The sequence below is a fragment of the Dietzia sp. 111N12-1 genome (assembly GCF_001658045.1).
Classification (GTDB): domain Bacteria; phylum Actinomycetota; class Actinomycetes; order Mycobacteriales; family Mycobacteriaceae; genus Dietzia; species Dietzia kunjamensis.
The window spans coordinates 85,677-112,456 of record NZ_LSSV01000049.1; the positions used below are offsets into that span (position 1 = coordinate 85,677).

Here is a 26,780-nt window from a genome sequence, read left to right on the forward strand (position 1 = left end):
TCGATCGAAGACCGAGGTCGAACCGGGACCCCCTGACGTGACGCCCGGTGGCCCCGGCGGGACGACTCCGCCGTGCGGCCCATGCACCCGACACGACAGGAAACACATGCCACAGATCACGGCCGTCGAGGTCGAAGACGGGGTCTTCGAGACCGTCGCGACCATCGACAACGGCGACTTCGGTCGCCGCGAGCTCCGCTTCGAGACCGGCCGGCTGGCCAAGCAGGCCGCCGGTGCGGTCGTCGCCTACCTCGACGACGACACCATGCTGCTGTCCGCCACCACGGCGGGCAAGCACCCCAAGGAGCACTTCGACTTCTTCCCCCTGACGGTGGACGTCGAGGAGCGGATGTACGCCGCGGGACGGATCCCCGGTTCGTTCTTCCGCCGCGAGGGGCGTCCCAGCACGGACGCCATCCTCACCTGCCGGCTCATCGACCGGCCGCTCCGCCCCACCTTCGCGGACGGGGTCCGCAACGAGGTCCAGGTCGTCGTGACCGTCATGAGCCTCGACCCCAAGGACCTGTACGACGTGGTGGCCATCAACGCCGCCTCCGCCTCCACCCAGCTGTCCGGCCTGCCCTTCTCGGGTCCGGTCGGCGGCGTGCGCGTCGCGCTCATCCCGACGTCGGCCGACCCGGCCGGCCAGTGGGTCGCCTTCCCGACCGTCGAGCAGCTCGACGACGCCGTGTTCGACATGGTCGTCGCCGGCCGTGTCGTCGGCTCCGGTGACACCGCAGATGTCGCGATCATGATGGTCGAGGCCGAGGCCACCGACGACGTGATCGAGAAGGTCGCCGGGGGCGCGCAGGCCCCCACCGAGGACGTCGTGGCCCGGGGGCTCGAAGCCGCCAAGCCGTTCATCGCCGAGCTGTGCGCCGCACAGCAGGCACTGGCCGACGCCGCGCCCGGCACGCCGCGGGAGTTCCCGCTGTTCCCGCCGTACGCCGACGACGTCTACGCCGCCGTCGCCGAGATCGCCGAGACCAAGCTCGCCGAGATCATGCAGATCGCCGACAAGCAGGATCGCGACGTCGCGACCGACGAGCTCAAGGCGACCGTCCTCGAGCAGCTCACCGAGCGGTTCTCCGACCGCCTCGGCCAGGTGGGGGCCGCGTTCAAGTCGCTGACCAAGAAGGTCGTGCGCCAGCGCATCCTCACCGACCACTTCCGGATCGACGGTCGTGGCACGCGGGACATCCGCGCGCTGTCCGCCGAGGTCGAGGTCATCCCGCGCGCCCACGGCTCGGCGCTGTTCGAGCGCGGTGAGACCCAGATCCTCGGCGTGACCACGCTCGACATGGTCAAGATGGCCCAGCAGATCGACTCGCTCGGGCCCGAGACCAGCAAGCGCTACATGCACCACTACAACTTCCCGCCGTACTCCACCGGTGAGACCGGTCGCGTGGGGTCGCCCAAGCGTCGCGAGATCGGCCACGGCGCGCTCGCCGAGCGCGCGCTCATGCCGGTCCTGCCGAGCGTCGAGGAGTTCCCCTACGCGATCCGCCAGGTCTCCGAGGCGCTCAGCTCCAACGGGTCCACCTCCATGGGCTCCGTCTGCGCCTCGACGCTGTCGCTGCTCAACGCGGGTGTGCCGCTCAAGGCCCCCGTCGCGGGTATCGCGATGGGCCTGGTCTCCGACGAGATCACGAACGAGGCCGGTGAGTCGGAACGACGTTTTGTCGCGCTGACGGACATCCTCGGGGCCGAGGACGCGTTCGGCGACATGGACTTCAAGGTCGCCGGCACGGGCATGTTCGTCACCGCGCTGCAGCTCGACACCAAGCTGGACGGCATCCCGTCCGAGGTGCTGGCCGGCGCGCTGACCCAGGCCCGCGAGGCCCGGCTCACCATCCTCGACGTGATGGCCGAGGCGATCGACGAGCCCGACGAGCTCAGCCCGTTCGCACCCCGCATCATCGCGATCAAGGTCCCCGTCGACAAGATCGGCGAGGTCATCGGGCCCAAGGGCAAGATGATCAACTCGATCACCGAGGAGACCGGCGCGTCCGTCTCGATCGAGGACGACGGCACCGTGTACATCGGGGCCACCGACGGCGAGTCGGCCCAGGCCGCGATCGACAAGATCAACGCCATCGCCAACCCGCAGCTGCCCAAGGTCGGGGAGCGCTTCCTCGGCACGGTCGTGAAGACCGCCCCGTTCGGCGCCTTCCTCTCGCTGCTGCCGGGCCGCGACGGTCTGGTCCACATCTCCAAGCTGGGCCAGGGCAAGCGCGTCGGCAAGGTCGAGGACGTGGTCAACGTCGGCGACAAGATGCAGGTGGAGATCGCCGACATCGACAACCGCGGCAAGATCAGTCTCGTCCCGGTCGGTGACGACTCGGACGGCGGAGCCGACGCGGACTCCGGCACCGACGACTGAGACCCCGCCGGTCCGCCACCCACGGCGCCCGGCACCCCACGAGGCACGCACCCCGCGCGCGGGGTGCGTGCCTCGTTCGTCGACAGAAGGGAGGGACCGTGAACCCGACGATCCGCGTGGACCGGTCGATCCCGGGCGTGCGTGTGGTGACCGAGGACCTACCGTGGTGCCACACCGCGGCGGTCGGGGTCTGGATAGGGTCCGGTTCCGCGGACGAGGGCCCCGGGGAACACGGCGCCGCGCACTTCCTGGAGCACGTCCTGTTCAAGCGCACCAGCTCGGCGTCCGGTCTGGAGTTGTCCCAGCGTATCGACCTGCTGGGTGGTGACCTCAACGCCTTCACGGGACGCGAGCACACCTGCTATCACGTCCACGTCCCCGCCGAGGGGCTGGACACCGCGGTGGACGTCCTGGTGGACGTCGTCGCCAACGGGTCCTGTGACCCCGCCGACGTCGAGATCGAGCGTGACGTCGTGCTCGACGAGCTCGCCGGCCGTGCGGACGACCCGGAGGACCTCGCCTGCGAACTGGTCGCCACCGCGGCCCTCGGTAGCGACCCGCTCGCCCGCCCGATCATCGGGACCGAGGAGTCGGTGGAAGCACTGGACGCCGAGACCCTACGGGCATTCCACCGACGCATGCTCGGTGCCGGCGACGTCGTGGTCGCGGCGGCCGGGCGTCTCGATCACGACGCCCTCGTGCGCCGGATCGCCGCCGGGCCACTGGCGGCGGCGGTGTCCCGCAACGGGACGTCGCGGGACGGCGCCGATCTCGGCGCCGGGACCGGCGGTGGCGACACCGGGCCGGGCGCGGGGGCCCCCGGGTGGGCGGCGACGTCCGTGCTCACCGGTGAGGACGACGACTCCGAACAGGCGTTGATCGCCCTCGCCCGCAGAACCCCGGCCCGGGATCACCGGGACCGGGCCGCGGCGCAGGTCGGCACCGCGGTTCTCGGCGGGGGACTGAGCTCCCGGTTGTTCCAACGCATCCGCGAGGAACTCGGTCTGGCGTACACGGTCTATGCGGGCATGGACCAGTTCCGGCCGACCGGTCTGCTCACGGTGGTGGCCGGCGCCCCGGTCGACCGTGTGGACGCACTGTGCGACGAGGTGGGCGAGGTCGTGTCCGGGATGCTGGCCGCGCCGCCCGCCGCCGACGAGGTGGGTCGGGCGATCGGCCACCTCACGGGGTCGATCAGGCTCGGGTTGGACGATCCACTCTCCCGCATGACGCGGATCGGTCGACACCTCCTGGACCGCGACACGGTGGTCCCCGTCGAGGAATCGGTGGCCAGGCTCCGTCGGGTCACCCGCGACGAGGTCGCCGCCTACTGGACCGACGAGTCCGCCCCGTGGTGTCTGGCGGCGGTCGGCCCCGGGATGCCCGGCGACGGCGCGGCTGGACTGCTCGGGCGCGTCGGCGGATAGGCTGGACGGGCTCGACGAGGACCACGTGAGGAGACGATGACGGTGACGAAGGTCGGAGTGCTCGGCGCACGCGGCAAGGTGGGGACGGCGATCTGTGAGGCCGTCCGTGACGCGGAGGACCTCGAACTCGTCGCGGAGGTCGACCAGGGCGATCCGCTGGACGCGCTCGTCGACTCCGGTGCCGAGGTGGTGGTGGACTTCACCCACCCGGACGTGGTGATGGACAACCTCGAGTACTGCGTGGCCAACGGCATACACGCGGTGGTCGGCACCACCGGGTTCACCGAGGACCGTCTCACCACCCTCAGGGGGTGGCTGGAGGACAGTCCCGGGACCGGTGTACTGGTCGCGCCGAACTTCGCCATCGGCGCCATTCTGATGATGCGGTTCGCGGTCCAGGCCGCGAAGTACTTCCCGTCCGCCGAGATCGTCGAGCTGCATCATCCCAACAAGGCCGACGCGCCGTCGGGGACGGCCCACCGCACCGCCGCCATGATGGCGGCGGCTCGCCGGGAGGCGGGGCTCGGGCCGTCGCCCGATGCCACGTCCACGGAACTCGACGGGGCCCGCGGCGCCGACGTCGACGGGATCCGCGTGCACTCGGTGCGACTGTCGGGCCTCGTCGCCCACCAAGAGGTGCTGCTCGGGACGCAGGGGGAGACCCTCACCCTCCGGCACGACTCGCTGGACCGCACCTCGTTCGCGCCCGGGGTGCTTCTGGGGGTCCGCTCGATCGCCGGGGCCCCGGGCCTGACCGTCGGGCTCGACTCCTTCATGGACCTCTAGGACCACCGCCGTGGAGCGCATCGTCAAGCCCCTGGTCATGGCCCTCACGGCGCTGGGCCTGGTCGTGGCCTTCGGGTACCTGCTGTACCTCGGCTGGTCGATGGTCAGCGCCTCCGACTATCTGGCCGTGCGCGGGCTCGGGGCGGGGATCATCCTGCTCACCGGCGTCGGCGCCTGGGCGACCTGGGCCATCGTCCGCAACGGTCTCGAACTCCAGAGGATCTCGGCCGCCGCCGCGGCGGAAGGGATCGAGCTCGATGTCGCGGACATGGAGCGACGCCCCTCCGGTCGGCTCCAGCATGACGCGGCGGACGCGCTGTTCGACCGGGTCAGCGCCGAGTACCAGGCCGCCCCCGATGACTGGCGGACGACCTACCGGCTGGCGCGGGCCTACGACCACGCCGGCGACCGCGTCCGCGCCCGGGAGGTAATGAAGGCCGCCATCGGGCTGCGCGAGACGGAACTCACCTCGGGGAAGGGGCTGGGATGAGCACGGTACTGGTCGTGCACCACGCCCCGTCACCACGCCTGCGACGCATTCTCGAAGCACTCGTCACCGGTCTCGACCATCCCGAACTCGAAGGGATCGCGGTCGAGTCCGTCCCCGCGTTGGCCACCACCGACGACCACGTCCTGCGTGCCGACGGCTATGTCCTGCTCACCCCGGCCAATTTCGGGTACATGTCCGGCGCGCTCAAGCATTTCTTCGACCGCACCTACTACACCTGCGAAGGAGCGGTGGCAGGCCGGCCGTACGCCCTGTGCGTACACGGGGACAACGACACCGCGGGAGCGGTCACCTCGGTCGAACGGATCGCCACCGGCTGGGGACTGCAGGCCGTCGCCCCCGCAGTCCAGTTGACCGGCGAACCCGGACGCCAGGATCTCGACACCGCCGCCGAGGTCGCGGCCACCGTCGCCGCACATCTGCTCGGCTGAACCGCCGGGCACATCATCGAAGGAGTCAAGCGATGTCCGAGCTCGTCCGCCGGCAGGTCCGCCTGGTCGCGCACACCGAGTTCATCCCGCCCGACGAGGTCGAGTGGGAGACGGACGCCGAGGGCGGATCCGCGCTGGCCGAGTTCGCGGGGCGGGCCTGCTACCAGAGCTGGGAGAAACCGAATCCGCGCACCGCGACCAACGCCGGGTATCTGCGGCACATCCTCGAGGTCGGGCACCTGTCGGTATTCGAGCACGCGAGTGTGTCGTTCTACATCACCGGGATCTCCCGCTCGTGCACCCACGAACTGATCCGGCACCGCCACTTCTCCTACAGCCAGTTGTCCCAGCGCTTCGTCCCCGAGCACGACTCGAAGGTGGTGCCCCCACCGGCGATAGCGGACGATCCCGAGCTCGTCGAGATCTTCCGGCGCGCGACCGACGCCTCCCGTGACGCCTACGCGGAGATGCTGGCGAAGCTCGAGGACAGGTTCGCGGACGTGCCCAACCCCATGCTGCGGCACAAGCAGGCCCGGCAGGCCGCCCGCTCCGTGCTACCGAACGCCACCGAGACCCGGATCGTCGTGACGGGGAACTACCGCTCGTGGCGCCACTTCATCGGCATGCGCGCCACCGAGCACGCCGACACCGAGATCCGGGGCCTGGCGATCGACGTACTCCGTCGTCTCCGCGAGGCGGCGCCGGCAGTGTTCTCGGACTTCGAGATCGCCACGCTGGAGGACGGCTCGGAGATCGCGGTCAGCCCCTACGTTCTCGAGGGATGACGACGCCCCCAGGGTGGGAATCGGGGTCTGCCGGGTACTGCGGGTAGTCTGGGAGACCATGACACACGTGACCACCGGGGGCCCTGTCGGCCGGCAAGCGCCGACCGACCGTGGCCCGGCCCCCGCCGATACAGGGCGCCCCGCGCCGTTCGGCACGGTCGTCACGGCGATGGTGACCCCGTTCGGGTCCGACGGTTATGTCGATCTGAAGGCCGTCGCACGTGTCGCGCGACATCTCGTGGACTCGGGGTGCGACGGTCTCGTCGTCTCCGGCACCACGGGGGAATCGCCCACCACCACCGACGCGGAGAAGATCGCGGTCCTCGAGACCGTCCTCGCCGAAGTGGGGGACCGGGCGACGATCGTCGCGGGTGTCGGTACGTACGACACCGCGCACTCGGTACACGCGGCCAGGCAGGCCGCTGCCTCCGGGGCGCACGGACTGCTCGTGGTGACGCCGTACTACTCGAAGCCCACCCAAGCAGGTCTGGACGTCCACTTCCGGACGATCGCCGACGCGACCGACCGGCCCGTGATGCTCTACGACATCCCGCCGAGATCGGTGGTCCCCATCCAGGCGGACACCCTGATCGGTCTGTCCGACCACCCGAACATCGTGGCGGTCAAGGACGCGAAGGGCGACTTCCACGACGCCGTCACCGTCATGTCCCACTGCGACCTCGTCTACTACTCGGGGGACGACCAACTCAACCTCCCGTGGCTGGCCGTCGGAGCGACCGGGTTCGTCAGTGTGATCGGCCATGTAGCCGCATCACGGCTGGTCGACCTGCGCCGTGCGTACCTGAGTGGCGACATCGAGACGGCACGACGTATCAACCTCGGGCTCCTCCCTCTCTTCGACGCCCAGCGGGCGCTCGGAGGTGTGTCGATGTCCAAAGCAGCACTAGAACTTCTCGGGGTCCCGGCCGGTGTGCCGCGACTCCCGCAGTTACCACCAACCGACGAGCAGCGAGACGCCCTCGCGGCGCTGCTGCACAGAGCAGGAGTCACCAGATGACGGAAAGTACCTCCACCGGCCGCGGACGCGGCCGCACCCGACGTGCCGCAGGACGGCCCTCGGGAGAGCCGGCGGCCACGGCCGCCGTGCAGTTCACCGAGCCCACCCCGGTAGCCGACGCCCCCGCCGCAGACGCGGGGCAGGGACGCTCCGATCGGACCAAGGGTAGGCAGGACCAGCCCCAGCAGGGTAGGAACCAGCAGGGCGACGGCCCGAAGGACAGCGGCCCGAAGGACAGCGGCCCGAAGGACAGCGGCCAGAAAGACAGCGGCCAGAAGGACTCGCCCAAGGGCGGATCGCGTGGCCGGGGCAGGGGTTCGTCCTCGGGAGCCAAGGGCGGATCGTCGGGCGGCGACCAGAACGGCGGCCAGAACTCGGGCGGCCAGAAGGGCGGCCGTGGTCGCAGCGGACGCGGCCGGGGTCGCGGCGACACCTCCACCGCCGAGTTCGGTGGCGTGAAGACCATGCAGGGCGGCGACATGACCGTCCGCCTGCCCAGCCCGCCCAAGCCCCGCAAGGGTGCGCTGCGCATGGTGGCGCTCGGCGGCGTCACGGAGATCGGCCGCAACATGATGACCTTCGAGTACGACTCGAAGCTGCTCATCGTCGACTGCGGCGTCCTCTTCCCGAGCTCGACCGAGCCCGGCGTCGACCTCATCCTCCCGGACTTCGGCCACATCGAGGATCGTCTGGACCAGGTCGAGGCGCTCGTGCTGACCCACGCCCACGAGGACCACATCGGGGCGATCCCGTTCCTGCTCAAGCTGCGCCCGGACATCCCGGTCATCGGATCGCGGTTCACGCTCGCACTGGTCGCCGCGAAGTGCCGCGAGCATCGCATCAAGCCGGTCTTCCGCGAGGTCGACGAGTCCAGCGTGAGCACCCTGGGCAAGTTCGAGGTGCGCTACTTCGACGTCAACCACTCGATCCCCGAGTGCCTCGGCCTGGTCATCCGCGCCGGTGGCCAGTCGGTGATGATGACGGGTGACATCAAGCTCGACCAGCTGCCCACGGACAAGCGCCCCACCGACCTGCCCAAGATGGGGCGATTCGGTGACGAGGGCATCGACCTGCTGCTGATGGATTCGACCAACGCCACCACTCCGGGCGTCAGTCGTTCGGAGTCGGAGATCGGTCCCGCGCTCCAGCGGCTCATCTCCGACGCGCGTCAGCTCGTCGTGGTGGCCTGCTTCGCCTCCAACGTCTACCGCGTCCAGTCCGTCATCGCGGCCGCCGCCGCGAGCGGTCGCAAGGTCGCGCTCACCGGTCGGTCGATGATCCGGAACATGGAGATCGCCCTCGAGATGGGCCTGCTCACCGATCCGAACAAGGTGATCGTGGACATGGACACGGCCGCCAAGCTCCCCTCGGAGAAGGTCGTCGTCATGACGACCGGTACCCAGGGTGAGTCCATGGCGGGGCTCTCCCGGATGGCGCGTCGTGAGCACCGGCAGATCAACCTCTCCGAGGGCGACACCGTGCTGTTCTCCTCGTCGATCGTCCCGGGCAACGAGGAGCCCGTCTTCAGCGTGCAGAACAGCCTGTCCCAGATGGGCGTGAACGTGGTGACCAGCCGCGAGGCCAACATCCACGTCTCCGGCCACGGGGACGCGGGCGAGCTGCTCTTCGTCTACAACGCCGTACGGCCGAAGAACGCCATGCCGGTGCACGGTGAGTGGCGGCACCTGCGCGCCAACAAGGCGCTGGCGATCGCCACCGGGGTACCGGAGGAGAACGTCGTCCTGGCGCAGAACGGCGTCGTGGTCGACCTCGTCGACGGCAAGGCGTCCGTGGTCGGTCAGATCCCGGTGGGCAACCTGTACGTCGACGGCCTGTCCACCGGTGACGTCGGCGACACGGTCCTCGCGGACCGCACCGCCCTCGGCGAGGACGGCTTCATCGTCGCGACCGTCGTGGTGGACCCGCGTACGGGCCGGCCGGTGAGCAAGCCCCAGATCATCGGTAAGGGCTTCACCGACGAGCCGGGTGCACTCGACCCGGTCGTGGAGCTCGTGGAGAACGCCCTGTGGGACCTGGCCGGCGAGGGCGAGACCGATCCGTACCGTCTCGCCCAGGCCGTGCGGCGCGTGGTCGGCCGGTGGGTGTCGGACAAGTGGCGCCGCAAGCCCATGATCGTGCCCACCGTCATCACCTCCGCCGTCGCGCAGGTCTGAGTCCGGTGAGTCCCAGCCGTCCGACCCTCGCGCAACGGGAACGCAGCGCTCTCGTGGAGAGCATGCGTGCCACCGGGCCCGACGCCCCGACGCTGTGCGAGGGCTGGACGACCAGGGACCTGGCCGCCCACCTCGTCGTGCGGGAGTACCGCCCGGACGCCGCGGCGGGAATCGTCGTCCCCGCCCTCGCGGACCGCATGGAGCACCTGCGCCTGCGGGAGGCCGAACGCCCGTGGGAGGACCTGCTCGACACGATCGCCGGAGGAGCTCCCTGGTACTCACCGCTGCGCTACGCGGACCGGGTCGCGAACCTGGCCGAGTACCTCGTCCACCACGAGGACGTGCGCAGGGGGCGCCCCGGGTGGGTGTCCCGCGAGTTCGAGGTGGATGACCTCGAACGGGTCTGGTCCCTCGCCACGACCGTGGCGAAGACCTTCCTGCGCAAGGTCGGCGCCCGAGTGGACATCCGGACCCCGGTTCACGTGGGATCGACCACGATCGCGTCGGTCTCGACGGGCGCGGCGCTCGCCCCGCTGGTGAGCATCACGGCGGATCCCGTCGAGTTCCTCCTGTGGACGTTCGGTCGCGACGAGGTCGAGATCGACATCTCCGGTGCCCAGCGGGGGATCGACGCGCTCGAAGCCGTCCCACGCGGCATCTGAACCACCCCGCCCCCGTGTGGCTGCTGTTACCAGTGGTGCTCCAGACGATAGAGTGACGGCCATGGCATCCAGCTCGAGCACGCGCTCCACCCGTGCCCCCGGCGGCCGACGTCCGGCTTCGACCTCGGGAGCACAGCGATCGACCAAACCCGCCCCGTCGTCGTCGCGGGGTGGCGGTTCCCGTCGCGGTGCGGTCGTCTCGACCCCCAAAAAGGAGACCCGCAGCGGTCCTCGTACCGCCGTCCCGGCGCCGGAACGCACCACGGGTGCGTTCGGTGCCGTGGGGCGTGGGCTGCGCGGAGGGTGGTCCGCGATGGCGAAGGGTGTCGGCCACGGGGTCCGTGGCCTCGGGGGTGGGGACGACGACGACAAGGTGGTCCCGCCGCACCGCCGTGACGGTCTCGGCCTGATCCTCATCGGCGTGGCGATCGTGTTCGTCGGCGCCGTGTGGTTCGGCGCGGCCGGCCCGATCGGCCACTGGATCGACACCGGGATCCGGACGGTGGTCGGTACCCCCGGTGCCCTCCTGCCGCTCCTGCTGGGCGGATGGGGCGTGCTCGTCATGGCCCGCGAACCCCGTCCCGACGTGCACTCGCGCTGGCTGGTCGGAACGACCGTCGCCGCCCTCGGTGTGCTCGGACTGTGGCACCTGGGGTCCGGCTCGCCGACCGATCCCGACGGGGTGCGGTCCGGCGCCGGGGTGCTCGGCCGGATCGTCGGTGGAACGCTCGAAGCCGGCTTGTCCGTCTTCGTCGCGGTACCGCTCCTCGTGCTGCTCGTCGCGTTCGGGATCCTGGTGATGGTGGGGCGGCCCGCGCGCGAGATCCCCGGGATCGTCCGCGGGTTCTTCGGCTGGGACGGCAGCGGCGACATCGTCGACCACGACTACGTCGATTCCGACGAGGACTGGGACGACGAGATGACCACGGCGTACCCGATCGCGGAGACGACGCGGGTGTCCGAGACCGAGCGCTCGGCGACGCGGCGCAGCTCCCGCCGCCGGATCGCCGCGTGGTCCGATACCCCCACGGCGGGCGAGACGGTCGAGATGCCCCGCGCCTCGCGGCCATCCGCCGAGCCCGAGGCGGCACCGGAGGTCGCCGACCTCCCCCCGGAGGAACCGGCCCGGGCCCCGGCACGCCCGAAGCGCACCCCCCGCAGGACCGAGGTCCTGCCCGCGGGCGGCGACGCCGACGAGGCCCCCGCCGGCCCGCCGGCCTCGGCCACCCCGTCCTCGCCGGCCACCGCGCCCGGACGTGCCGCCTCGACACCGTCGGTGGACACCTCCGCGGTCCCGCAGACCAACGTCCCGTCCACCCACACCGCCTCCGAGAGCGACGCGGAGCGGCTCGACTCCCAGACCCAGCTGCTGAACGGCGTGGACTACGCCCTGCCGCCCGTCAGCCTGCTCACGGCCGGTGACCCGCCCAAGGCGCGCAGCGAGTCCAACGACCAGATGATCGAGGCCATCCAGGGCGTCCTGGAGCAGTTCAAGATCGACGCGGCCGTCACCGGCTTCACCCGCGGCCCGACGGTCACCCGGTACGAGGTCGAACTGGGTCCCGGCGTGAAGGTCGAGAAGATCACCGCCCTGCACCGCAACATCGCCTACGCGGTCGCCACGGACAACGTGCGGCTGCTGGCACCGATCCCCGGCAAGTCCGCGGTCGGCATCGAGGTGCCCAACCTCGACCGCGAACTGGTGCGGCTGGCGGACGTGCTGACCGACCCCAAGACCGCCAGCAAGCACAATCCGATGCTCATCGGACTGGGCAAGGACATCGAGGGCGACTTCGTCACCGCCGACCTGGCCAAGATGCCGCACCTCCTGGTGGCCGGCTCCACCGGCTCGGGTAAGTCGAGCTTCGTCAACTCGATGCTCGTGTCCCTGCTCACGCGGGCCACTCCGGACGAGGTCCGCCTCATCCTCGTCGACCCCAAGATGGTGGAGCTCACGCCGTACGAGGGCATCCCGCACCTCATCACGCCGATCATCACGCAGCCCAAGAAGGCGGCCGCGGCGCTCGCGTGGCTCGTCGAGGAGATGGAGCAGCGCTATCAGGACATGAAGTCCACCCGCGTTCGCCACATCACCGACTTCAACGAGCGCGTGAAGTCGGGAGCCATCACGACGCCGCCCGGCAGCGAGCGCGTCTACCGGCCCTACCCGTACATCGTGGCGGTGGTCGACGAGCTGGCCGACCTCATGATGACCGCGCCCCGCGACATCGAGGACGCGATCGTCCGCATCACCCAGAAGGCCCGCGCCGCCGGCATCCACCTCGTCCTGGCCACGCAGCGGCCGTCCGTCGACGTGGTCACCGGCCTCATCAAGACCAACGTGCCGTCCCGCCTGGCGTTCGCCACGTCCTCGCTCACCGACTCCCGGGTCATCCTCGACCAGGCCGGGGCGGAGAAGCTCATCGGTATGGGCGACGGGCTCTTCATCCCGATGGGTGCCTCGCGTCCCATCCGTATGCAGGGTGCGTTCATCACCGACGAGGAGATCCACGAGGTCGTCGACTACGCCAAGAACCAGGCCGAGCCCGAGTACGACGAGTCCATCACCGCCGCCAAGGAGGACGGCAAGAAGGACATCGACGCCGACATCGGCGACGACCTCGACGACCTGCTCGCCGCCGTGGAGCTCGTGGTGTCCAGCCAGTTCGGCTCCACCTCGATGCTGCAGCGCAAGCTCCGGGTCGGCTTCGCCAAGGCCGGCCGCCTCATGGACCTGATGGAGTCGCGCGATATCGTCGGGCCCTCCGAGGGGTCCAAGGCACGCGACGTGCTGGTCAAGCCCGAGGAACTCGCCTCGGTGCTCTGGATGATCAAGGGCGGGACCCCGCCGGAGGAGGATTCGGACGACGAGCCGGCCGACCTCCGCGACCCGGCCGAGACCCCGGTGGGGTAGCGGCCGGGCGGGGTGTGCGTCAGGCGAGGGCGCCGAAAACCGGCTTCCACTCCCGGACCGAGATCTCCGAGACCATTCCGCGCAGGCAGTGGGGGTCATCGTCGACGAGCGATCGTGCGGCCTCGTCGTCGTCGGCCTCCACCACCAGCAACGCCCCGGATCCGTCGACGAACGGTCCCACGGACCGGACGGACCCGTCGTCGACGCGGGCGGACAGCCACTCGCGGTGGGCGGGCTTGTTGGACTCCCGCTCCTCGGTCTGGGCGTCGGAGTAGCGGTAGGTGACGGCGAAGAGCGGCATCGTGGATCTCCTGGGATCGGGGTCGGGGGTGCGTCGCGACCAAGGGTATTCCCGCCGTCCTCGCTAAGGTGAGGGGGTGACTGCTTCCACGCGCGAGAACAGGCGCCGGACCGACGAGGTCCCCGTCCTCAACATCGCCAACGTGCTCACGGTGGTGAGGATCCTCCTGGTCCCCGTCTTCGTGGTCCTGTTCTTCGTCGCCGGCGCCCAGGATCCCTGGTGGCGGGTGGGGGCGTTCGTCGTCTTCGCCGTGGCGATGTTCACCGATTACGTCGACGGTCACCTGGCCCGCAAGCTCGGGTTGGTCACCGACTTCGGCAAGATCGCCGACCCGATCGCCGACAAGGCGCTCATCGCCGCCGCGCTGATCTCGCTCTCACTGGTGGACGAGCTGTTCTGGTGGGTGACCGTGGTGATCCTGGTCCGCGAGGTCGGCATCACGCTGTGGCGCCTGTTCGGGGTGGACTACGTCGTGGCCGCGAGCAGGGGAGGCAAGCTCAAGACCGTCACACAGACGGTGGGCATGGGCATGCTCATCCTGCCGCTGCCGCAGTGGGTGTGGCCGGTGGAGTGGATCGTCGTCGGTGCGGCCGTGGTGCTCACCGTCTTCACCGGCATCGATTACCTGGTCAAGGCCCGCCGGGCCGCGCGCACCGCGGACTGACCCCCGTGGATCCCTCCGGCGCCGTGCCCCCGCCGGCGACCGCGGCCGTCACCGCCCTGCGGGACCGCGGATGGACCCTGGCCACGGCCGAGTCCCTCACGGCCGGGCTGCTCGCGGCCACCGTGGCCGAGGTGCCGGGCGCCAGTACGGTGCTACGCGGCGGGTTGATCGTCTACGCCACGGATCTCAAGCACGAACTCGCCGGGGTGCCGACCGAGGTCCTGGAGCGGCACGGGGCCGTGTCCGCGGAGACCGCCCGCGCACTCGCGCGCGGGGCTGCGCGGCGCTGTGGTGCCGATGTCGGCGTGGGCCTGACGGGGGTGGCGGGGCCCGAGCCCCAGGAGGGCAGGCCGGTGGGGACCGTCCACGTCGGCCTGACGGTTCCCGGGAGGGAGCCCTGGTCCGTGACGCTGGCGTTGAGCGGCGACCGGAGCCGTATCCGTACGGCGGCGTGCACGGCGGCGTTGGAGCTGGTCATCGCGGCGGCGACGGGGGAGGGGACCGGTGACGACGACGACGGGAACGAATCCGGGATGTGATGCGTTGTACCCCGTGATGCCGAACATCCAGATGACCACCCTGCCCAGACCGGACCAGCCCGGCGGTGCCCCTCTGCTACGCGAGACGCTCGGGACGGTCCTGCGCGGCCTGCGCGGGGAATCCGGTCGGACCCTGCGGGACGTGGCCGACGCCGCCCGTGTGAGCCCCGGGTACCTCTCGGAGATCGAGCGCGGCCGCAAGGAGGCCTCCAGCGAACTGCTGGCCTCCATCTCCGGGGCGCTCGACGTCTCCCTGGGCGAGATCCTCATCCGCGCCGCCCTCGAGGTCTCCCCTCCGGGCACGTTCACCGAGCCGGTGCTCGCGGCCTGACCGCGCGCCCGTCACGCCCGGTGGTCGCAACCGTGCGTTGTTCGGTACCGTTGAACAGACCCGTCGTCCGAATCGGCAGAAGGACACTACGCAGCGATGGCCAATCCGTTTACCAAGGCATGGCGCTACCTCATGGCGTTGTTCGATTCGAAGATCGACGAGAAGGCCGACCCCAAGGTCCAGATCCAGCAGGCGATCGCTGACGCGCAGCGTCAGCACCAGCAGCTCTCGCAGCAGGCTGCGGCGGTCATCGGCAACCAGCGCCAGCTGGAGATGAAGCTCAACCGGCAGCTCGCGGAGATCGAGAAGCTCCAGGGCTCCACCAGGCAGGCATTGCAGATGTCGGAGCAGGCGCGCCAGAAGGGTGACGCGGCCAAGGCCACCGAATACGAGAACGCCGCGGAGGCGTTCGCGGCCCAACTGGTCACGGCCGAGCAGAGTGTGGAAGACCTCAAGGGCCTGCACGACCAGTCGCTCCAGGCCGCCGCCCAGGCCAAGAAGGCCGTCGAGCAGAACGCGATGGTCCTCCAGCAGCGCGTGGCCGAGCGCACCAAGCTGCTCAGTCAGCTGGAGCAGGCCAAGATGCAGGAGCAGGTCAGCGCCTCCCTGCAGTCGATGTCGGAGCTGTCCTCGGGCGGCAACACCCCGAACCTCGATCAGGTCCGCGACAAGATCGAGCGTCGGTACGCCAACGCCCTGGGCTCGGCGGAACTCGCACAGAACTCGGTGCAGGGTCGCATGCTCGAGGTCGAGCAGGCCTCGACCCAGATGGCCGGCCACAGCCGCCTCGAGCAGATCCGCGCGTCGATGGCGGAGGGCGGCCAGCTCGGGTCCGGTACCGGCGCCACCGGCCAGCTCGGCCAGGGCCAGTCCGAGCCGGCGGCGCCGCCGCAGCAGCAGCAGGCGCAGACCGAACAGCAGTGATCTCGCGGCAACGGGCCGTCGGCGACCACGCCGGCGGCCCGTCGTCGTCCGTAGGGGAGGGCGAGACGTGACCCTGACCGAGTTCCGCGCACGCACCGTGGAGGCCTTCGGTGAACTCCGCGCCGACAGTCTGACCAGATCGCACCATCTGGCGGAGTGTGGCGGGAGGACCGCCCTCGAGGCGATCGACGCCGGCCTCCCCGTCAAGCGCGTGTGGTTGGCGTTGTGCGCCGAGTTCGAGGTACCCGAACAGCTGCACTAGCGCTCCGTCCACGGCGTGTCGGTCGACCTCGAACACCCGTTCGCCTACACTGGGTGGCACGTGATGACGGTTCGCCCCGTCCACAGGGCGCCCTTCCTCCACAGGAAAGCGGTCGCCGGGTTCGCGCGAGACGTTCGTGTCGTACCCGGCCCGTAACGTCCGCAACTGAATCACCACCCAGACCGATCGGCCGGACGCCGGGGGTCGCGCAGGAACGGAGAGCACCATGGCACCCAAGACCACCGCGAAGTCGGGGACCAAGACGGGCGTGGCCCAGAATCGCGAACAGGCGCTGGAACTGGCCCTCGCGCAGATCGACAAGGCCTACGGCAAGGGCTCGGTCATGCGGTTGGGTGACGACAACCGGCCGCCGGTCCAGGTCATCCCGACCGGGGCGCTGTCCCTCGACGTGGCACTGGGCGTGGGCGGCTTCCCCCGGGGACGCGTCGTGGAGATCTACGGGCCGGAGTCCTCGGGTAAGACCACGGTCGCGTTGCACGCCGTCGCCAACGCGCAGGCGGCCGGCGGGATCGCGGCGTTCATCGACGCGGAGCACGCCCTGGATCCGGAGTACGCCCGCAAGCTCGGCGTGGACACGGACAACCTCATCGTCTCCCAGCCGGACACGGGTGAGCAGGCCCTGGAGATCGCGGACATGCTGGTCCGCTCCGGTTCGATCGACATCCTGGTGATCGACTCCGTGGCGGCGCTCGTCCCGCGTGCCGAGATCGAGGGGGAGATGGGCGACAGCCACGTCGGCCTGCAGGCGCGACTCATGAGCCAGGCCCTGCGGAAGATGACGGGCGCGCTTCACAACACCGGCACCACCGCGATCTTCATCAACCAGCTGCGCGAGAAGATCGGCGTCATGTTCGGCTCGCCGGAGACCACCACCGGCGGTAAGGCGCTGAAGTTCTACGCGTCGGTGCGGTTGGACGTGCGCCGTATCGAGACGCTCAAGGACGGTGCCGACGCGGTCGGTAACCGCACCAAGTGCAAGGTCGTCAAGAACAAGGTCGCGCCGCCGTTCAAGATCGCGGAGTTCGACATCCTCTACGGCGAGGGGATCAGTCGCGAGGGCTCGCTCATCGACATGGGCGTGGACAACGGCTTCATCAAGAAGTCGGGGTCCTGGTTCACCTACGGACCGGACCAGTTGGGCCAGGGCAAGGAGAACGCCCGTCGGTACCTCAAGGAGAACCCGTCGGTGCGGGACGAGATCGAGCGCAAGATCCTGGACAAGCTCAATATCGGCGCGGGGGCGGAGATCGCCGAGATCGAGGCGGAGTCCGACGAGGACGCGCCGATCGACGTGGTGCCCGTCGAGTTCTGATGTCGGGCAGGGACACCCGCGGGCCCCGCGGCGCCGGGGCGCCCGGGGCGGAGGAACTCCGTACGGCGATCGCCGCAGTGGAGGCCAGGCCCTCCGGGTCCTCGGACCTGCCGCCCCTGGCCCCCGAAGCGCACGAGGCCGCGAACGCCGCGCTCCGACTACTGCGCTACCGGCCGCGCAGTGAGCACGAGTTGCGCGAGCGGCTGCTCGACAAGGAGTACGCCGCGGAGGCTGTCGACGAGGCGCTCGGCAGGGTCAGGGCGTGGGGACTGGTCGACGATGCCGACTTCGCCGAGGAGTGGGTACGTGGCCGTAGGAGACGCCGTGGCCGTTCGCGCGGCGCCCTCGAGCGCGAGCTGCGGGACAAGGGCGTGGCGGAGGCGCACATCGCCCGGGCTGTCGGCGAGATCGACGAGTCGGATGACCGTCGGCAGGCCGCCGAACTGGTACGCGGTCGGCTGGATCGCCGGCCGCGCGCCGCACTGTCCGGGCCGGACGTGCAGGGCGAGCGGCGCAGGCTCATCGCCTTCCTGGCCCGGCGGGGTTATCCGACGGGGTTGGCGGTGAAAGTCGTGGACGCCGAATTGGCGGCCCACGCATCGCCCTGAGTACCCTGGCCTGCGTGGATACTCTCGTGACCGACCTGCAGGCGGCGGCGCAGGAAGCGCATGCCGAGGGCGACGCCCGCCGGACCTACCAGGTTCGCACCTTCGGATGTCAGATGAACGTCCATGACTCCGAGCGTCTCGCCGGGGTCCTCGACGCCGCGGGGTACGTGCCCTTCGAGGGCGACGCCGACCCGGCCGGAGGTCACCTTCCCGATCTGGTCGTGTTCAACACCTGCGCGGTCCGGGAGAACGCCGACAACCGGCTCTACGGCACCCTCGGTCACCTGCGGCCGTGGAAGGACGCGAACCCCCGCCTGCAGATCGCCGTCGGGGGGTGCCTCGCGCAGAAGGACAAGGACGTCGTCGTCTCCCGCGCACCGTGGGTCGACGTCGTGTTCGGCACCCACAACCTCGGACACCTGCCGACGCTCCTCGACCGCTCCCGCCACAACGAGCGGGCCGAGGTGGAGATCGCCGACTCCCTGCAGCATTTCCCGTCGACCCTGCCGGCCACCCGCGAATCCTCATACGCCGGGTGGGTCTCGGTGTCCGTGGGATGCAACAACACCTGCACGTTCTGCATCGTTCCGTCCCTGCGCGGCAAGGAGGTCGATCGTCGGCCCGGCGAGGTCCTGGCCGAGGTGCAGGCGCTCGCCGACGAGGGCGTACTCGAGGTCACGCTGCTCGGCCAGAACGTCAACGCGTACGGGCGGTCCTTCCACGACCCCGACGAGCCCTCCGATAAGGGCGCCTTCGCCTCACTGCTGCGGGCGGCCGGCCGGGTCGAGGGGATCGAACGGATCCGCTTTACCTCGCCGCACCCGGCGGAGTTCACCGACGACGTGATCGACGCCATGGCCTCCACACCGACCGTCTGCCCGCAACTGCACATGCCGCTGCAGTCCGGGTCCGACCGCGTCCTGCGCGCCATGCGACGCTCCTACCGGTCCGAGCGCTTCCTCGGGATCATCGAGCGCGTCCGCGCGGCCATGCCGCACGCGGCCATCACCACCGACATCATCGTCGGGTTCCCCGGGGAGACCGAGGAGGACTTCCAGGCCACCCTCGACGTGGTCGAGAAGGCGCGGTTCTCCAGCGCGTTCACCTTCCAGTACTCGCCCCGCCCGGGGACCCCCGCGGCCACCATGGAGGACCAGATCCCCAAGGCCGTGGTCCAGGAACGCTACGAGCGGCTGATCGAGCTCCAGGAGCGCATCACGCTCGAGGAGAACCAGAAGCAGGTCGGGCGCGTCGTCGAGCTCCTCGTGACCGCCGACGAGGGCCGCAAGGACGCGGCCACCGCCCGGATGACGGGCCGGGCCCGCGACGGTCGGCTCGTACACTTCGCCCCCATCGGCGACCACGCCGACCGGGTGCGTCCGGGAGATGTGGTGACCACCCGGGTCACCGCCGCGGCCCCGCACCACCTGCTCGCCGATGACGGGGTGCTCAGCCACCGAGCAACCCGGGCCGGCGATCGTCACGAGGCGGGCCACAAGCCCGAGACCCCGCCCATCGGGGTCGGGCTCGGGCTTCCCACGCTCCGGCGCGACACCGTCAGCGCCCCAGTCACCACCGAGAAGGGATGCCCCACGTGAGCACCGACGAGCGCCCCGATCCGATCGCGGGGATCATGAAAGTCACCCGGAACGCGGAATCGGAGATGCGGGACCGTGACCGCGTCCTCGGGCGCACCCTCGTGATCGGGCGGGCCTACCTGGCGTCCGCCGTCCTCATCGTGCTGTTGGCCGTGGCCCTGGCCTTGCCGCACAGCGAGGGGGTGCGGGGCCTCGACGTCCTGTTCTTCACCGACGTGGCGCGTGAGCAGTACACGACCCTGCCGTCCCATCTGTTCGTCCTGCTGTACTCCGTGGGCACCATCGCGTTCGGGGCAGCGATGATCATGACGCAGAAGTGGTGGGCCGCCGGGATCGCCTGGAGCGCGACGTGCGTGTCCGCCGTGTACGGCGTGCTGGCGATCTGGCTCCGCCAGTCCGGTCGCGGCCCCAATCCCGACGTGCAGGACTTCGGCGGGCCCAGCATCGGCCTCTACGTCAGTGAGATCATCGTGTTCGCTCTGGTGATCACGCTGGCGAGTGTGCTGTGGGCGAGGACCCCGGAGCAGATCACGCTCGAGGAGAACGCCCGTCACGGAGACGGGCGCTGAACCGACCTCCCGGACGGCGCGCCGTCTGATGACCGGCGCGAGAAGAGCCCGGCCCCGTCGTGACGGGCCGGGCTCTTCTCGTCTGCGGGTTCTCGTCGCCCGTCGGCGGGTGGCCGCAGGTGGGGCGCGTCGGCGGGTGTCCGCCGGTGGGGCGCGTCAGCGGGTGTCGACCGCCTTCTCGGCTGCCTCCGCCCACTCCTTCCACTGCGCGGCCTGGGCCCGTGCGCTCTCGGCGTCCTTGTTCTTGCCCGCAGCCTCCGCCTTCGCGGCCTGCTCCTCGAAGTCATGGACCCGGTCCCAGAACTGGCCGGCGCGGGCCTTGGCCTCCGGGTCGGTACGACGCCACTCCGTGTCCGCCGCATCGGCGACACGCTTCTCCAGGGCCCGGATACGCCCGTCCAACTGACCCATCCGCTCGCGCGGGACCTTGCCGATCTCCTCCCACCGCGACTGCAGCTGCCGGAGAGCGGACCGGGCGGCGCCCAGGTCGGCCGTAGGATCGATCCGGCCCTCGTACTCGGAGAGCAGGGCCTCCTTGGCCTGGGCGTTGGTCTCGAACTCGGCGTCCCGTTCCGCAGCGGCGGCGTGGCGGGCGTCGAAGAACGTGTCTTGGGCCGCCTTGAACCGCTTCCACAGGGCCTCATCGGCATCCCGCGGGGCCCGGCCGGCGGCCTTCCACTCGTCCATGAGACGACGGAACGCCGTGGCCGTGTCGTTCCAGTCGGTGGACCCGGACAGGGCCTCCGCCCTCTCCACCAGGTCCTCCTTGACCTTCTTGACCGAGGCGCGGTTGCGGTCCAGTTCGGCGAAGTGCGAGCCCCGGCGATGGTTGAACGCCTCCCGGGCCTTGGAGAACCTCTTCCACAGGGCGTCGTCCGTCTTGCGGTCGATACCCCGGATCGTCTTCCACTCCTCGAGGATCTCGCGCAGACGGTCCCCGGCGGACTTCCACTGAGTCGACGACGCCCCGATCTCCTCGGCCTCGTCCGCCAACGCCTCCTTCCGCGCGATCGCGGCCGCCCGCTGCTCGTCCTTGCGCTGCTTCGACACGGCCTCGACCTCGCCGGAACGCTCGATCACCGCAGCCACACGCGCGGAGAGAGAATCGAGATCGCCCACGGCGGCGGCGGTGGGGATCTGTTCCGCCAGGGTCTCCGCCGAGGCGCGGGTCTTCCTGGCGTCCTGCGGATGGGACTCGAGACGGGTCTCGAGCAGAGCGACCTCGGCGGCGAGGTCATCGAAGCGCAGACCGAAGTGCGCGAGGCCCTCCTCGGGAGCACCGGCCTGCCACGACCCGACCTGACGCTCACCGTTGGAGGTCCGGACGAACACCGCGCCCGACTCGTCGACGCGACCCCACTGCGACGGGTCCGAGGCGCGCGTGACCCCTGGGGTACCCGCGGGGGTCGGCCGCGGTGCCACCTTGCGTGCCAGCGCGGCGGGGGATGGCGCACCCGGCCTCGGACCGGGGATCGGGGTCGCTCCGCCCGAACTCGATCCGCCCGAACTCGATCCGCCCTGGGCGGTGGGTGACTGCTCGGTCATGTCGTCCTCGTTTCCTTCTGCCGCGTGTCACGGCACCATCACCGGGATCGCACCGGTCATCGCCTCGCCGCCCCGTTTCGAGGAGACGGCATCCTCCTAGTGTGTACCAACCCCCGCCCGGGTGTCCGGCATATCCCCGCCGTATCCCCGCGGTATCCCCGGACGGGTCCGTTCCGCGGCGTCGGGGGCGGTCAGTAGGGTTTCCGGGTGTGAGCCCCTCTGTCGTCCTGGTCCCCGGAGCGCCGGTCCTCGTGCCGGAGCTGTCCGGCTCTGCGGTCGCCGAGACCGAGGGCGGTGTGGCCTCGATATGCGAGATGCTCCGCCGGGCCGGACGCGGCGCGGCACGGGTCGTCGTCCTGGGGACCGACCCCGCGGGCAGAAGCCTGGGGGAGATGCGCTCCTCGCTCTCCAGGTGGGGGGTCGACGTGCCCGTGGGCCCGCCCGGTGCCCCGCCGGCGACGCACGCGGCGGTTCCCGACCCGGCGTTGATCGCCTGGTGGCTGCTCGACCTGGCGGGTATCGACCTCCCGAGGAGGTTCTTCGGCGTGACCGGGGGACCGCAGCCCGTCCCCACGCCGGTGTCGGACGACCTCGTCGTCGTCGTCGCCGACGGCCCCGCCTCCCTCACTCCGCGTGCTCCCGTACCGGAGGATCCCCGCGGTATCGCCCTCGACGGGCGGCTCGCCCGGTGGTTGCGCGCCTCCGGCGAGCTCCCGGACCCCGGAGAGCCGGTCGCCGACGAGATCGGCTGGTGGAGCCGGCCCGCGTGGCGCGTCCTGGCGGACCTCGTCGCGGACCGCACGGCTGTCGAGGCCCTGTCCTGGGCGCCGTTCGGGGTGGGGTATCACAGCGCGTGGTGGCCACCGGTGGCGGCCGCGCACGCCGCGGTGGGTGACGACGCGCCGGCCACCACTCCCGGCGAACCCGGGGCACCGTCATGACCGGGCGTATCCCCGTCGCCGTGGTGGGGCCGACCGGGACGGGGAAGTCCGAGCTGGCCCTCGGCCTCGCCGAGCGACTCGGCGGTGAGATCGTCAACTGCGACGCCATGCAGCAGTACCGCGGGATGGACATCGGGACCGCCAAGCTCGCGCCGGCTCAGCGGCGCGGGATCCCGCACCATCGGCTCGACGTGCTGGAGGTCACCGAGACCGCCAGTGTCGCGGACTTCCGTACCGAGGCGGAACGCGAGATCAGCGAGATCCGCGATCGCGGCCACGTGCCGATCCTGTGCGGAGGGTCGATGATGTACATCCAGGCGCTCGTGGACGGGTGGTCGATCCCGGACACGGACCCGGAGGTCCGGGCCCATTACGAACGTCGCCTCGAACAGATCGGGGTGCAGGCCCTGCACGCCGAACTCGCCGTGGTGGACCCCGAGGCCGCGCAGACCATCCTCCCCAGCGACCCCAGGCGCACCGTGCGCGCGCTGGAGGTCGTGGAACTCACCGGCAAGCCCTTCTCCGCCTCCCGACCGACGATCGGGGAGCCGCGCTGGGGCACGCGCATGCTGGGCCTGCGCTGCGGTCTGCCCGAACTGGACGAGAGGCTGACGACGCGTACGGCCGCGATGTTCGCCGACGGGCTCGTCCCGGAGGTCCGCCGGCTCGTGGGAGTCGGACTGCTCCGGGGCGTCACCGCACGACGCGCGATCGGGTACGCCCAGGTGCTCGACGAGATGGATGCACAGCAGCGGATCGACGACGCCGGGGCGGCCCGCGCCGAGGAACGGACGGTGATCGGGACCCGCCGCTACGTCCGGCGCCAGCGGTCGTGGTTCGGCCGGGATCACAGGATCCGGTGGATCGACACCGACACCCACGGACGCGACGCCGACGCACCCCGGCCGCTCGAGACCGCGCTGGGGATCCTCGGGGAGGGCCGGCGGTGAGCAGCCCCGGATCCGGGCGCTCGCGGGTCCAGTCCGTCGACCGCGCCTTCGACCTACTCGACGCGCTGAGCATCCGCGGGGGCCGGGCGAGCCTCGGGGACCTGGTCTCCGACACGGGCCTGGCGGCCGCCACCGTCCACCGGCTGTGCGGGACGCTCGCCGAGAGCGGTCACCTCCGGCGCGACGCGGGCCGCGACTATCTGCTGGGACCGCGTCTCCAGCGGATCGGCGACGTCGCCGGACGCGCCACCGCGTCCTGGGCCGTGCCGGTGCTCACCGCCGTGGTCGAGGGCACCGGGGAGACCGCCAACCTGGCCGTCCGGGAGGGCGACGGGGTGGTCTACCTCGCCCAGGTGCCGTCCCCACACTCGATGCGGATGTTCACCGAGGTGGGACGACGGGTGGACGTGCACTGCACCGCAGTGGGCAAGGCCCTGGTCGCGGGCGACGACGACGACGAGGTCCGCAGGATGCTCGACAGGGCGGGCATGCGCCGCTTCACCGACTCGACCATCGTCGACCCCGACAGATTGATCGAGGAGCTGCGGGTGGTGCGACAGGCGGGGTTCGCCACCGATGAGTCCGAGCAGGAGGAGGGCGTCCGCTGCGTCGCCATCGCGGTGGGTACCGGGGACGCCGCCTTCGCGGTGTCGGCATCCGGCCCCGAGGCCAGGTTCACGCGCGATCGCCGCGACGCCGCCGTCGCGATCCTGCGTGCGGCCGTGGCCGGGCTCGTCCCCTGATCTCGCGTCCGGCGAGCACGCCCGCCCGCCGGACGCCATCGGGCCGGGCGCAGGACGCCCGCGGCCGTGAGAGCGGAGAATCCGCCACCCCCGCCCGGAACCGGCCCCACCGGCGTGGGATCGGAAGTCGGGCGGACGTGGCGGATTCTGCGGGTCGGCGGGTGGGCCGGCGCCGGTCTAGCGCGCGTTGGCGGCCTTGAACTCGCGACGACGGCGATGCAGGATCGGCTCGGTGTAGCCCGACGGCTGCTTGGTGCCCTCGAGGATCAGTTCCCGGGCCGCCTGCCAGGCGATGGACGAGTCGAAGTCCGGTGCCATGTTCCGGTAGGCGTCGTCGCCGGCGTTCTGCTTGTCGACGATCTCGGCCATCCGGCGCAGCGAGTCCTCGACGTCGTCGGCGGTGATGATGTCGTGACGGATCCAGTTGGCCAGCATCTGCGAGGAGATCCGCAGGGTGGCGCGGTCTTCCATGAGGTTGACGTCGTGGATATCCGGCACCTTCGAGACGCCGATGCCCTGCTCGACCCACCGCACGACGTAGCCGAGGATGGTCTGGCAGGAGTTGTCGACCTCTTCCTTCTTCTCCTCGTCCGTCCAGTCCGTGGACGGGGCCAGGGGGACGGTGAGGATGTCGTCGACACTCGCGCGGGCACCCCCGGCGAGCAGCTCTTCCTGCCGGGTCATGACGTTGACCCGGTGGTAGTGGGTGGCGTGCAGCGTGGCGCCGGTCGGCGAGGGCACCCACGCGGTGTTGGCGCCGGCCTCGGGCTGGCCGATCTTCTCGGCGAGCATCTCGGCCATGAGGTCGGTCTTGGCCCACATGCCCTTGCCGATCTGGGCACGGCCACGCAGGCCGCACGCCAGACCCGTGTCGACGTTGAAGTCCTCGTAGGCGTTCATCCACCGGGCGCCCTTCATCTCGCCCTTGCGGATCATCGGCCCGGCCTCCATGGAGGTGTGGATCTCGTCGCCGGTCCGGTCGAGGAAGCCGGTGTTGATGAACACGACCCGTTCGGTGGCCTCGGCGATGCAGGCGGCGAGGTTGACCGAGGTACGACGCTCCTCGTCCATGATGCCCACCTTGAGGGTGTTCTCGGGCAGCCCGAGGAGCTTCTCGACACGACCGAACAGCTCGGTGGTGAACGCGACCTCCTCCGGCCCGTGCTGCTTGGGCTTCACGATGTAGATCGACCCGTGGCGGCTGTTCCGGCGCTCGTTGCCCTCGGCGATCCCGTGCATGCCGGCGAGCGAGGTGACCAGTGCGTCGAGGATGCCCTCGGGCATCTCGTTGCCGTCGGCGTCGAGCACGGCCGGGTTGGTCATCAGGTGGCCGACGTTGCGCACGAACAGCATCGAGCGGCCGTGGAGACGGACTTCACCCGAACCATCGGGCGCGGTGAAGACCCGGTCGTCGTTGAGGACACGGGTGAGGGTCTTGTCGCCCTTGGTGATCTCCTCGGACAGGTCTCCCTTCATGAGACCCAGCCAGTTGCTGTAGCCCTGGGTCTTGTCCTCGGCGTCGACGGCGGCGACCGAGTCCTCGAAATCCATGATGGTGGAGACGGCGGACTCCAGGACGACGTCCTTGACGCCGGCGCCGTCGGTCGAGCCGATGGGGGAGTCCGGGTCGATCTGGATCTCGATGTGCAGACCGTTGTTGCACAGCAGGACCGAGGACGGGCTCGAGGGCTCGCCCAGGTAGCCCACGAACTTCTCCGGGGCCGCCAACCGGGCGGTCGACCCGTCGGACACGGTCACCTGCAGGCCTCCGTCGACCACGGCGTAGGCCGTGGAGCCCACGTGGCTGCCCGACTCCAGCGGTGCGGCGTCGTCGAGGAATTCACGGGCCCAGTCGATGACCTTGTCCCCGCGGACTTTGTTGTATCCCGAGCCCTGCTCGGCGCCGTCGGACTCCGGGATCGCATCGGTGCCGTAGAGGGCGTCGTAGAGCGAACCCCAGCGGGCGTTACCCGCGTTGATCGCGAACCGGGCGTTCATGACCGGCACGACGAGCTGTGGGCCGGCGACCGTGGCGATCTCCGCGTCGACGTTCTCGGTCGTGACGGAGACGGACTCGGGCTCGGGCACCAGGTACCCGATCTCCCGCAGGAACGCCTTGTAGGCGCCCGGGTCGATCGGCGCCGGGTTCTCGTGGTGCCAGGCGTCGATCCGGGACTGCAACCGGTCGCGGGTGTCGAGCAGTTCGCGGTTGCGGGGGGCCAGTTCGGTGAAGATCTCGGAGGCGCCCGCCCAGAACGCGTCGGGATCGACCCCGGTGCCCGGGATCGCCTGGGAGTTGACGAAGTCGTACAGGACCTCGTCGACCTGGATTCCGCCGACAGTGATGCGTTCGGACATCGATGCTCTCCTGGAGGTAGGGGACC

Annotated in this window: 25 protein-coding genes; 22 read left to right on the forward strand and 3 right to left on the reverse strand. The window is 70.5% G+C overall.

Translation table 11 applies throughout. The annotated features are described in order from the left end of the window. Positions 1-115: 115 nt before the first annotated feature. The 10 genes from AYO52_RS12300 to AYO52_RS12345 all read left to right on the forward strand — a co-directional run bounded on the left by AYO52_RS12300 (position 116) and on the right by AYO52_RS12345 (position 13,088). Positions 116-2,383 carry a polyribonucleotide nucleotidyltransferase gene (locus AYO52_RS12300; protein ID WP_172812166.1) on the forward strand — a complete coding sequence of 756 codons (2,268 nt, stop codon included), beginning with the start codon at positions 116-118 and terminating at the stop codon, positions 2,381-2,383. Between the two features lie 98 nt (positions 2,384-2,481). After that, complete coding sequence (locus tag AYO52_RS12305; RefSeq protein ID WP_067717709.1) at positions 2,482-3,810, forward strand: pitrilysin family protein; 1,329 nt, start codon at positions 2,482-2,484, stop codon at positions 3,808-3,810. Between the two features lie 36 nt (positions 3,811-3,846). Then, the gene (gene dapB / locus AYO52_RS12310) at positions 3,847-4,596 is read left to right on the forward strand and encodes a 4-hydroxy-tetrahydrodipicolinate reductase (protein ID WP_067717713.1); all 750 of its coding nucleotides are present in this window, start codon (positions 3,847-3,849) and stop codon (positions 4,594-4,596) included. A gap of 10 nt (positions 4,597-4,606) precedes the next feature. Further along, a complete protein-coding gene (locus AYO52_RS12315) occupies positions 4,607-5,086 on the forward strand; it encodes a hypothetical protein (RefSeq protein WP_096905350.1) in 480 nt (159 codons plus the stop codon). Beyond that, positions 5,083-5,535, forward strand: a complete 453-nt coding sequence (locus tag AYO52_RS12320) for a flavodoxin family protein (RefSeq protein WP_067717716.1) — start codon at positions 5,083-5,085, stop codon at positions 5,533-5,535. Before AYO52_RS12315 ends, AYO52_RS12320 begins: the two co-directional genes overlap by 4 nt. A 32-nt stretch (positions 5,536-5,567) precedes the next feature. After that, on the forward strand, positions 5,568-6,320 hold the full coding sequence (gene thyX / locus AYO52_RS12325; RefSeq protein WP_067717719.1) for an FAD-dependent thymidylate synthase: 753 nt from the start codon (positions 5,568-5,570) through the stop codon (positions 6,318-6,320). 58 nt (positions 6,321-6,378) lie between these two features. Further along, on the forward strand, positions 6,379-7,338 hold the full coding sequence (gene dapA, locus AYO52_RS12330; RefSeq protein ID WP_082923995.1) for a 4-hydroxy-tetrahydrodipicolinate synthase: 960 nt from the start codon (positions 6,379-6,381) through the stop codon (positions 7,336-7,338). Further along, positions 7,335-9,512, forward strand: a complete 2,178-nt coding sequence (locus tag AYO52_RS12335) for a ribonuclease J (RefSeq protein ID WP_067717725.1) — start codon at positions 7,335-7,337, stop codon at positions 9,510-9,512. Before dapA ends, AYO52_RS12335 begins: the two co-directional genes overlap by 4 nt. Before the next feature lie 5 nt (positions 9,513-9,517). Next, positions 9,518-10,174, forward strand: coding sequence for a TIGR03085 family metal-binding protein (locus AYO52_RS12340; protein WP_082923985.1), 657 nt, complete (start codon positions 9,518-9,520; stop codon positions 10,172-10,174). Positions 10,175-10,487: 313 nt separating this feature from the next. After that, a complete protein-coding gene (locus tag AYO52_RS12345; RefSeq protein WP_067717731.1) occupies positions 10,488-13,088 on the forward strand; it encodes a DNA translocase FtsK in 2,601 nt (866 codons plus the stop codon). Positions 13,089-13,107: 19 nt separating this feature from the next. On the opposite strand, the gene AYO52_RS12350 is transcribed toward AYO52_RS12345, so the two are convergent. Continuing rightward, positions 13,108-13,389 (reverse strand): YciI family protein, encoded by a 282-nt coding sequence (locus AYO52_RS12350; RefSeq protein ID WP_067717733.1) that lies wholly within the window; start codon positions 13,387-13,389, stop codon positions 13,108-13,110. Between the two features lie 76 nt (positions 13,390-13,465). On the opposite strand from AYO52_RS12350, the gene pgsA reads away from it, so the two are divergent. From pgsA to AYO52_RS12395, 9 genes are all read left to right on the forward strand, one after another. Beyond that, the gene (gene pgsA / locus AYO52_RS12355; RefSeq protein ID WP_067717737.1) at positions 13,466-14,053 is read left to right on the forward strand and encodes a CDP-diacylglycerol--glycerol-3-phosphate 3-phosphatidyltransferase; all 588 of its coding nucleotides are present in this window, start codon (positions 13,466-13,468) and stop codon (positions 14,051-14,053) included. Between the two features lie 5 nt (positions 14,054-14,058). After that, complete coding sequence (locus tag AYO52_RS12360) at positions 14,059-14,592, forward strand: CinA family protein (protein ID WP_172812161.1); 534 nt, start codon at positions 14,059-14,061, stop codon at positions 14,590-14,592. A 16-nt stretch (positions 14,593-14,608) separates the two neighbouring features. Next, a complete protein-coding gene (locus AYO52_RS12365) occupies positions 14,609-14,923 on the forward strand; it encodes a helix-turn-helix domain-containing protein (RefSeq protein WP_067717740.1) in 315 nt (104 codons plus the stop codon). 96 nt (positions 14,924-15,019) lie between these two features. Then, positions 15,020-15,847: a phage shock protein PspA gene (pspA, locus tag AYO52_RS12370; protein ID WP_067717744.1), complete on the forward strand. Its 828-nt coding sequence runs from the start codon at positions 15,020-15,022 to the stop codon at positions 15,845-15,847. A 67-nt stretch (positions 15,848-15,914) separates the two neighbouring features. After that, complete coding sequence (locus tag AYO52_RS12375; protein WP_067717747.1) at positions 15,915-16,109, forward strand: DUF3046 domain-containing protein; 195 nt, start codon at positions 15,915-15,917, stop codon at positions 16,107-16,109. A 226-nt stretch (positions 16,110-16,335) separates the two neighbouring features. Continuing rightward, a complete protein-coding gene (gene recA, locus AYO52_RS12380; RefSeq protein ID WP_067717750.1) occupies positions 16,336-17,442 on the forward strand; it encodes a recombinase RecA in 1,107 nt (368 codons plus the stop codon). After that, the gene (locus AYO52_RS12385) at positions 17,442-18,050 is read left to right on the forward strand and encodes a regulatory protein RecX (protein ID WP_067717753.1); all 609 of its coding nucleotides are present in this window, start codon (positions 17,442-17,444) and stop codon (positions 18,048-18,050) included. Before recA ends, AYO52_RS12385 begins: the two co-directional genes overlap by 1 nt. Before the next feature lie 26 nt (positions 18,051-18,076). Further along, positions 18,077-19,648 carry a tRNA (N6-isopentenyl adenosine(37)-C2)-methylthiotransferase MiaB gene (miaB, locus tag AYO52_RS12390; RefSeq protein ID WP_067717756.1) on the forward strand — a complete coding sequence of 524 codons (1,572 nt, stop codon included), beginning with the start codon at positions 18,077-18,079 and terminating at the stop codon, positions 19,646-19,648. After that, a complete protein-coding gene (locus AYO52_RS12395) occupies positions 19,636-20,217 on the forward strand; it encodes a hypothetical protein (protein WP_067717758.1) in 582 nt (193 codons plus the stop codon). The genes miaB and AYO52_RS12395 overlap by 13 nt, the downstream gene beginning before the upstream one ends. A 156-nt stretch (positions 20,218-20,373) precedes the next feature. Here the strand turns inward: AYO52_RS12395 and AYO52_RS12400 are convergent, their stop codons facing one another. Then, the gene (locus AYO52_RS12400) at positions 20,374-21,762 is read right to left on the reverse strand and encodes a DUF349 domain-containing protein (RefSeq protein WP_067717762.1); all 1,389 of its coding nucleotides are present in this window, start codon (positions 21,760-21,762) and stop codon (positions 20,374-20,376) included. 209 nt (positions 21,763-21,971) lie between these two features. Here AYO52_RS12400 and AYO52_RS12405 point away from each other — a divergent pair, with 209 nt between their 5' ends. Genes AYO52_RS12405 through AYO52_RS12415 form a run of 3 tightly spaced genes read left to right on the forward strand, consistent with a single transcriptional unit; the run spans position 21,972 to position 24,396 of the window. Beyond that, a complete protein-coding gene (locus AYO52_RS12405; protein ID WP_216635323.1) occupies positions 21,972-22,703 on the forward strand; it encodes a hypothetical protein in 732 nt (243 codons plus the stop codon). Beyond that, positions 22,700-23,653 (forward strand): tRNA (adenosine(37)-N6)-dimethylallyltransferase MiaA, encoded by a 954-nt coding sequence (miaA, locus tag AYO52_RS12410; protein WP_067717769.1) that lies wholly within the window; start codon positions 22,700-22,702, stop codon positions 23,651-23,653. Before AYO52_RS12405 ends, miaA begins: the two co-directional genes overlap by 4 nt. Next, positions 23,650-24,396 carry an IclR family transcriptional regulator gene (locus AYO52_RS12415; protein ID WP_067717772.1) on the forward strand — a complete coding sequence of 249 codons (747 nt, stop codon included), beginning with the start codon at positions 23,650-23,652 and terminating at the stop codon, positions 24,394-24,396. The genes miaA and AYO52_RS12415 overlap by 4 nt, the downstream gene beginning before the upstream one ends. A gap of 177 nt (positions 24,397-24,573) precedes the next feature. Here AYO52_RS12415 and AYO52_RS12420 read toward each other — a convergent pair whose 3' ends face one another. Then, positions 24,574-26,754, reverse strand: a complete 2,181-nt coding sequence (locus AYO52_RS12420; protein ID WP_067717774.1) for a malate synthase G — start codon at positions 26,752-26,754, stop codon at positions 24,574-24,576. Between the last annotated feature and the right edge of the window lie 26 nt (positions 26,755-26,780).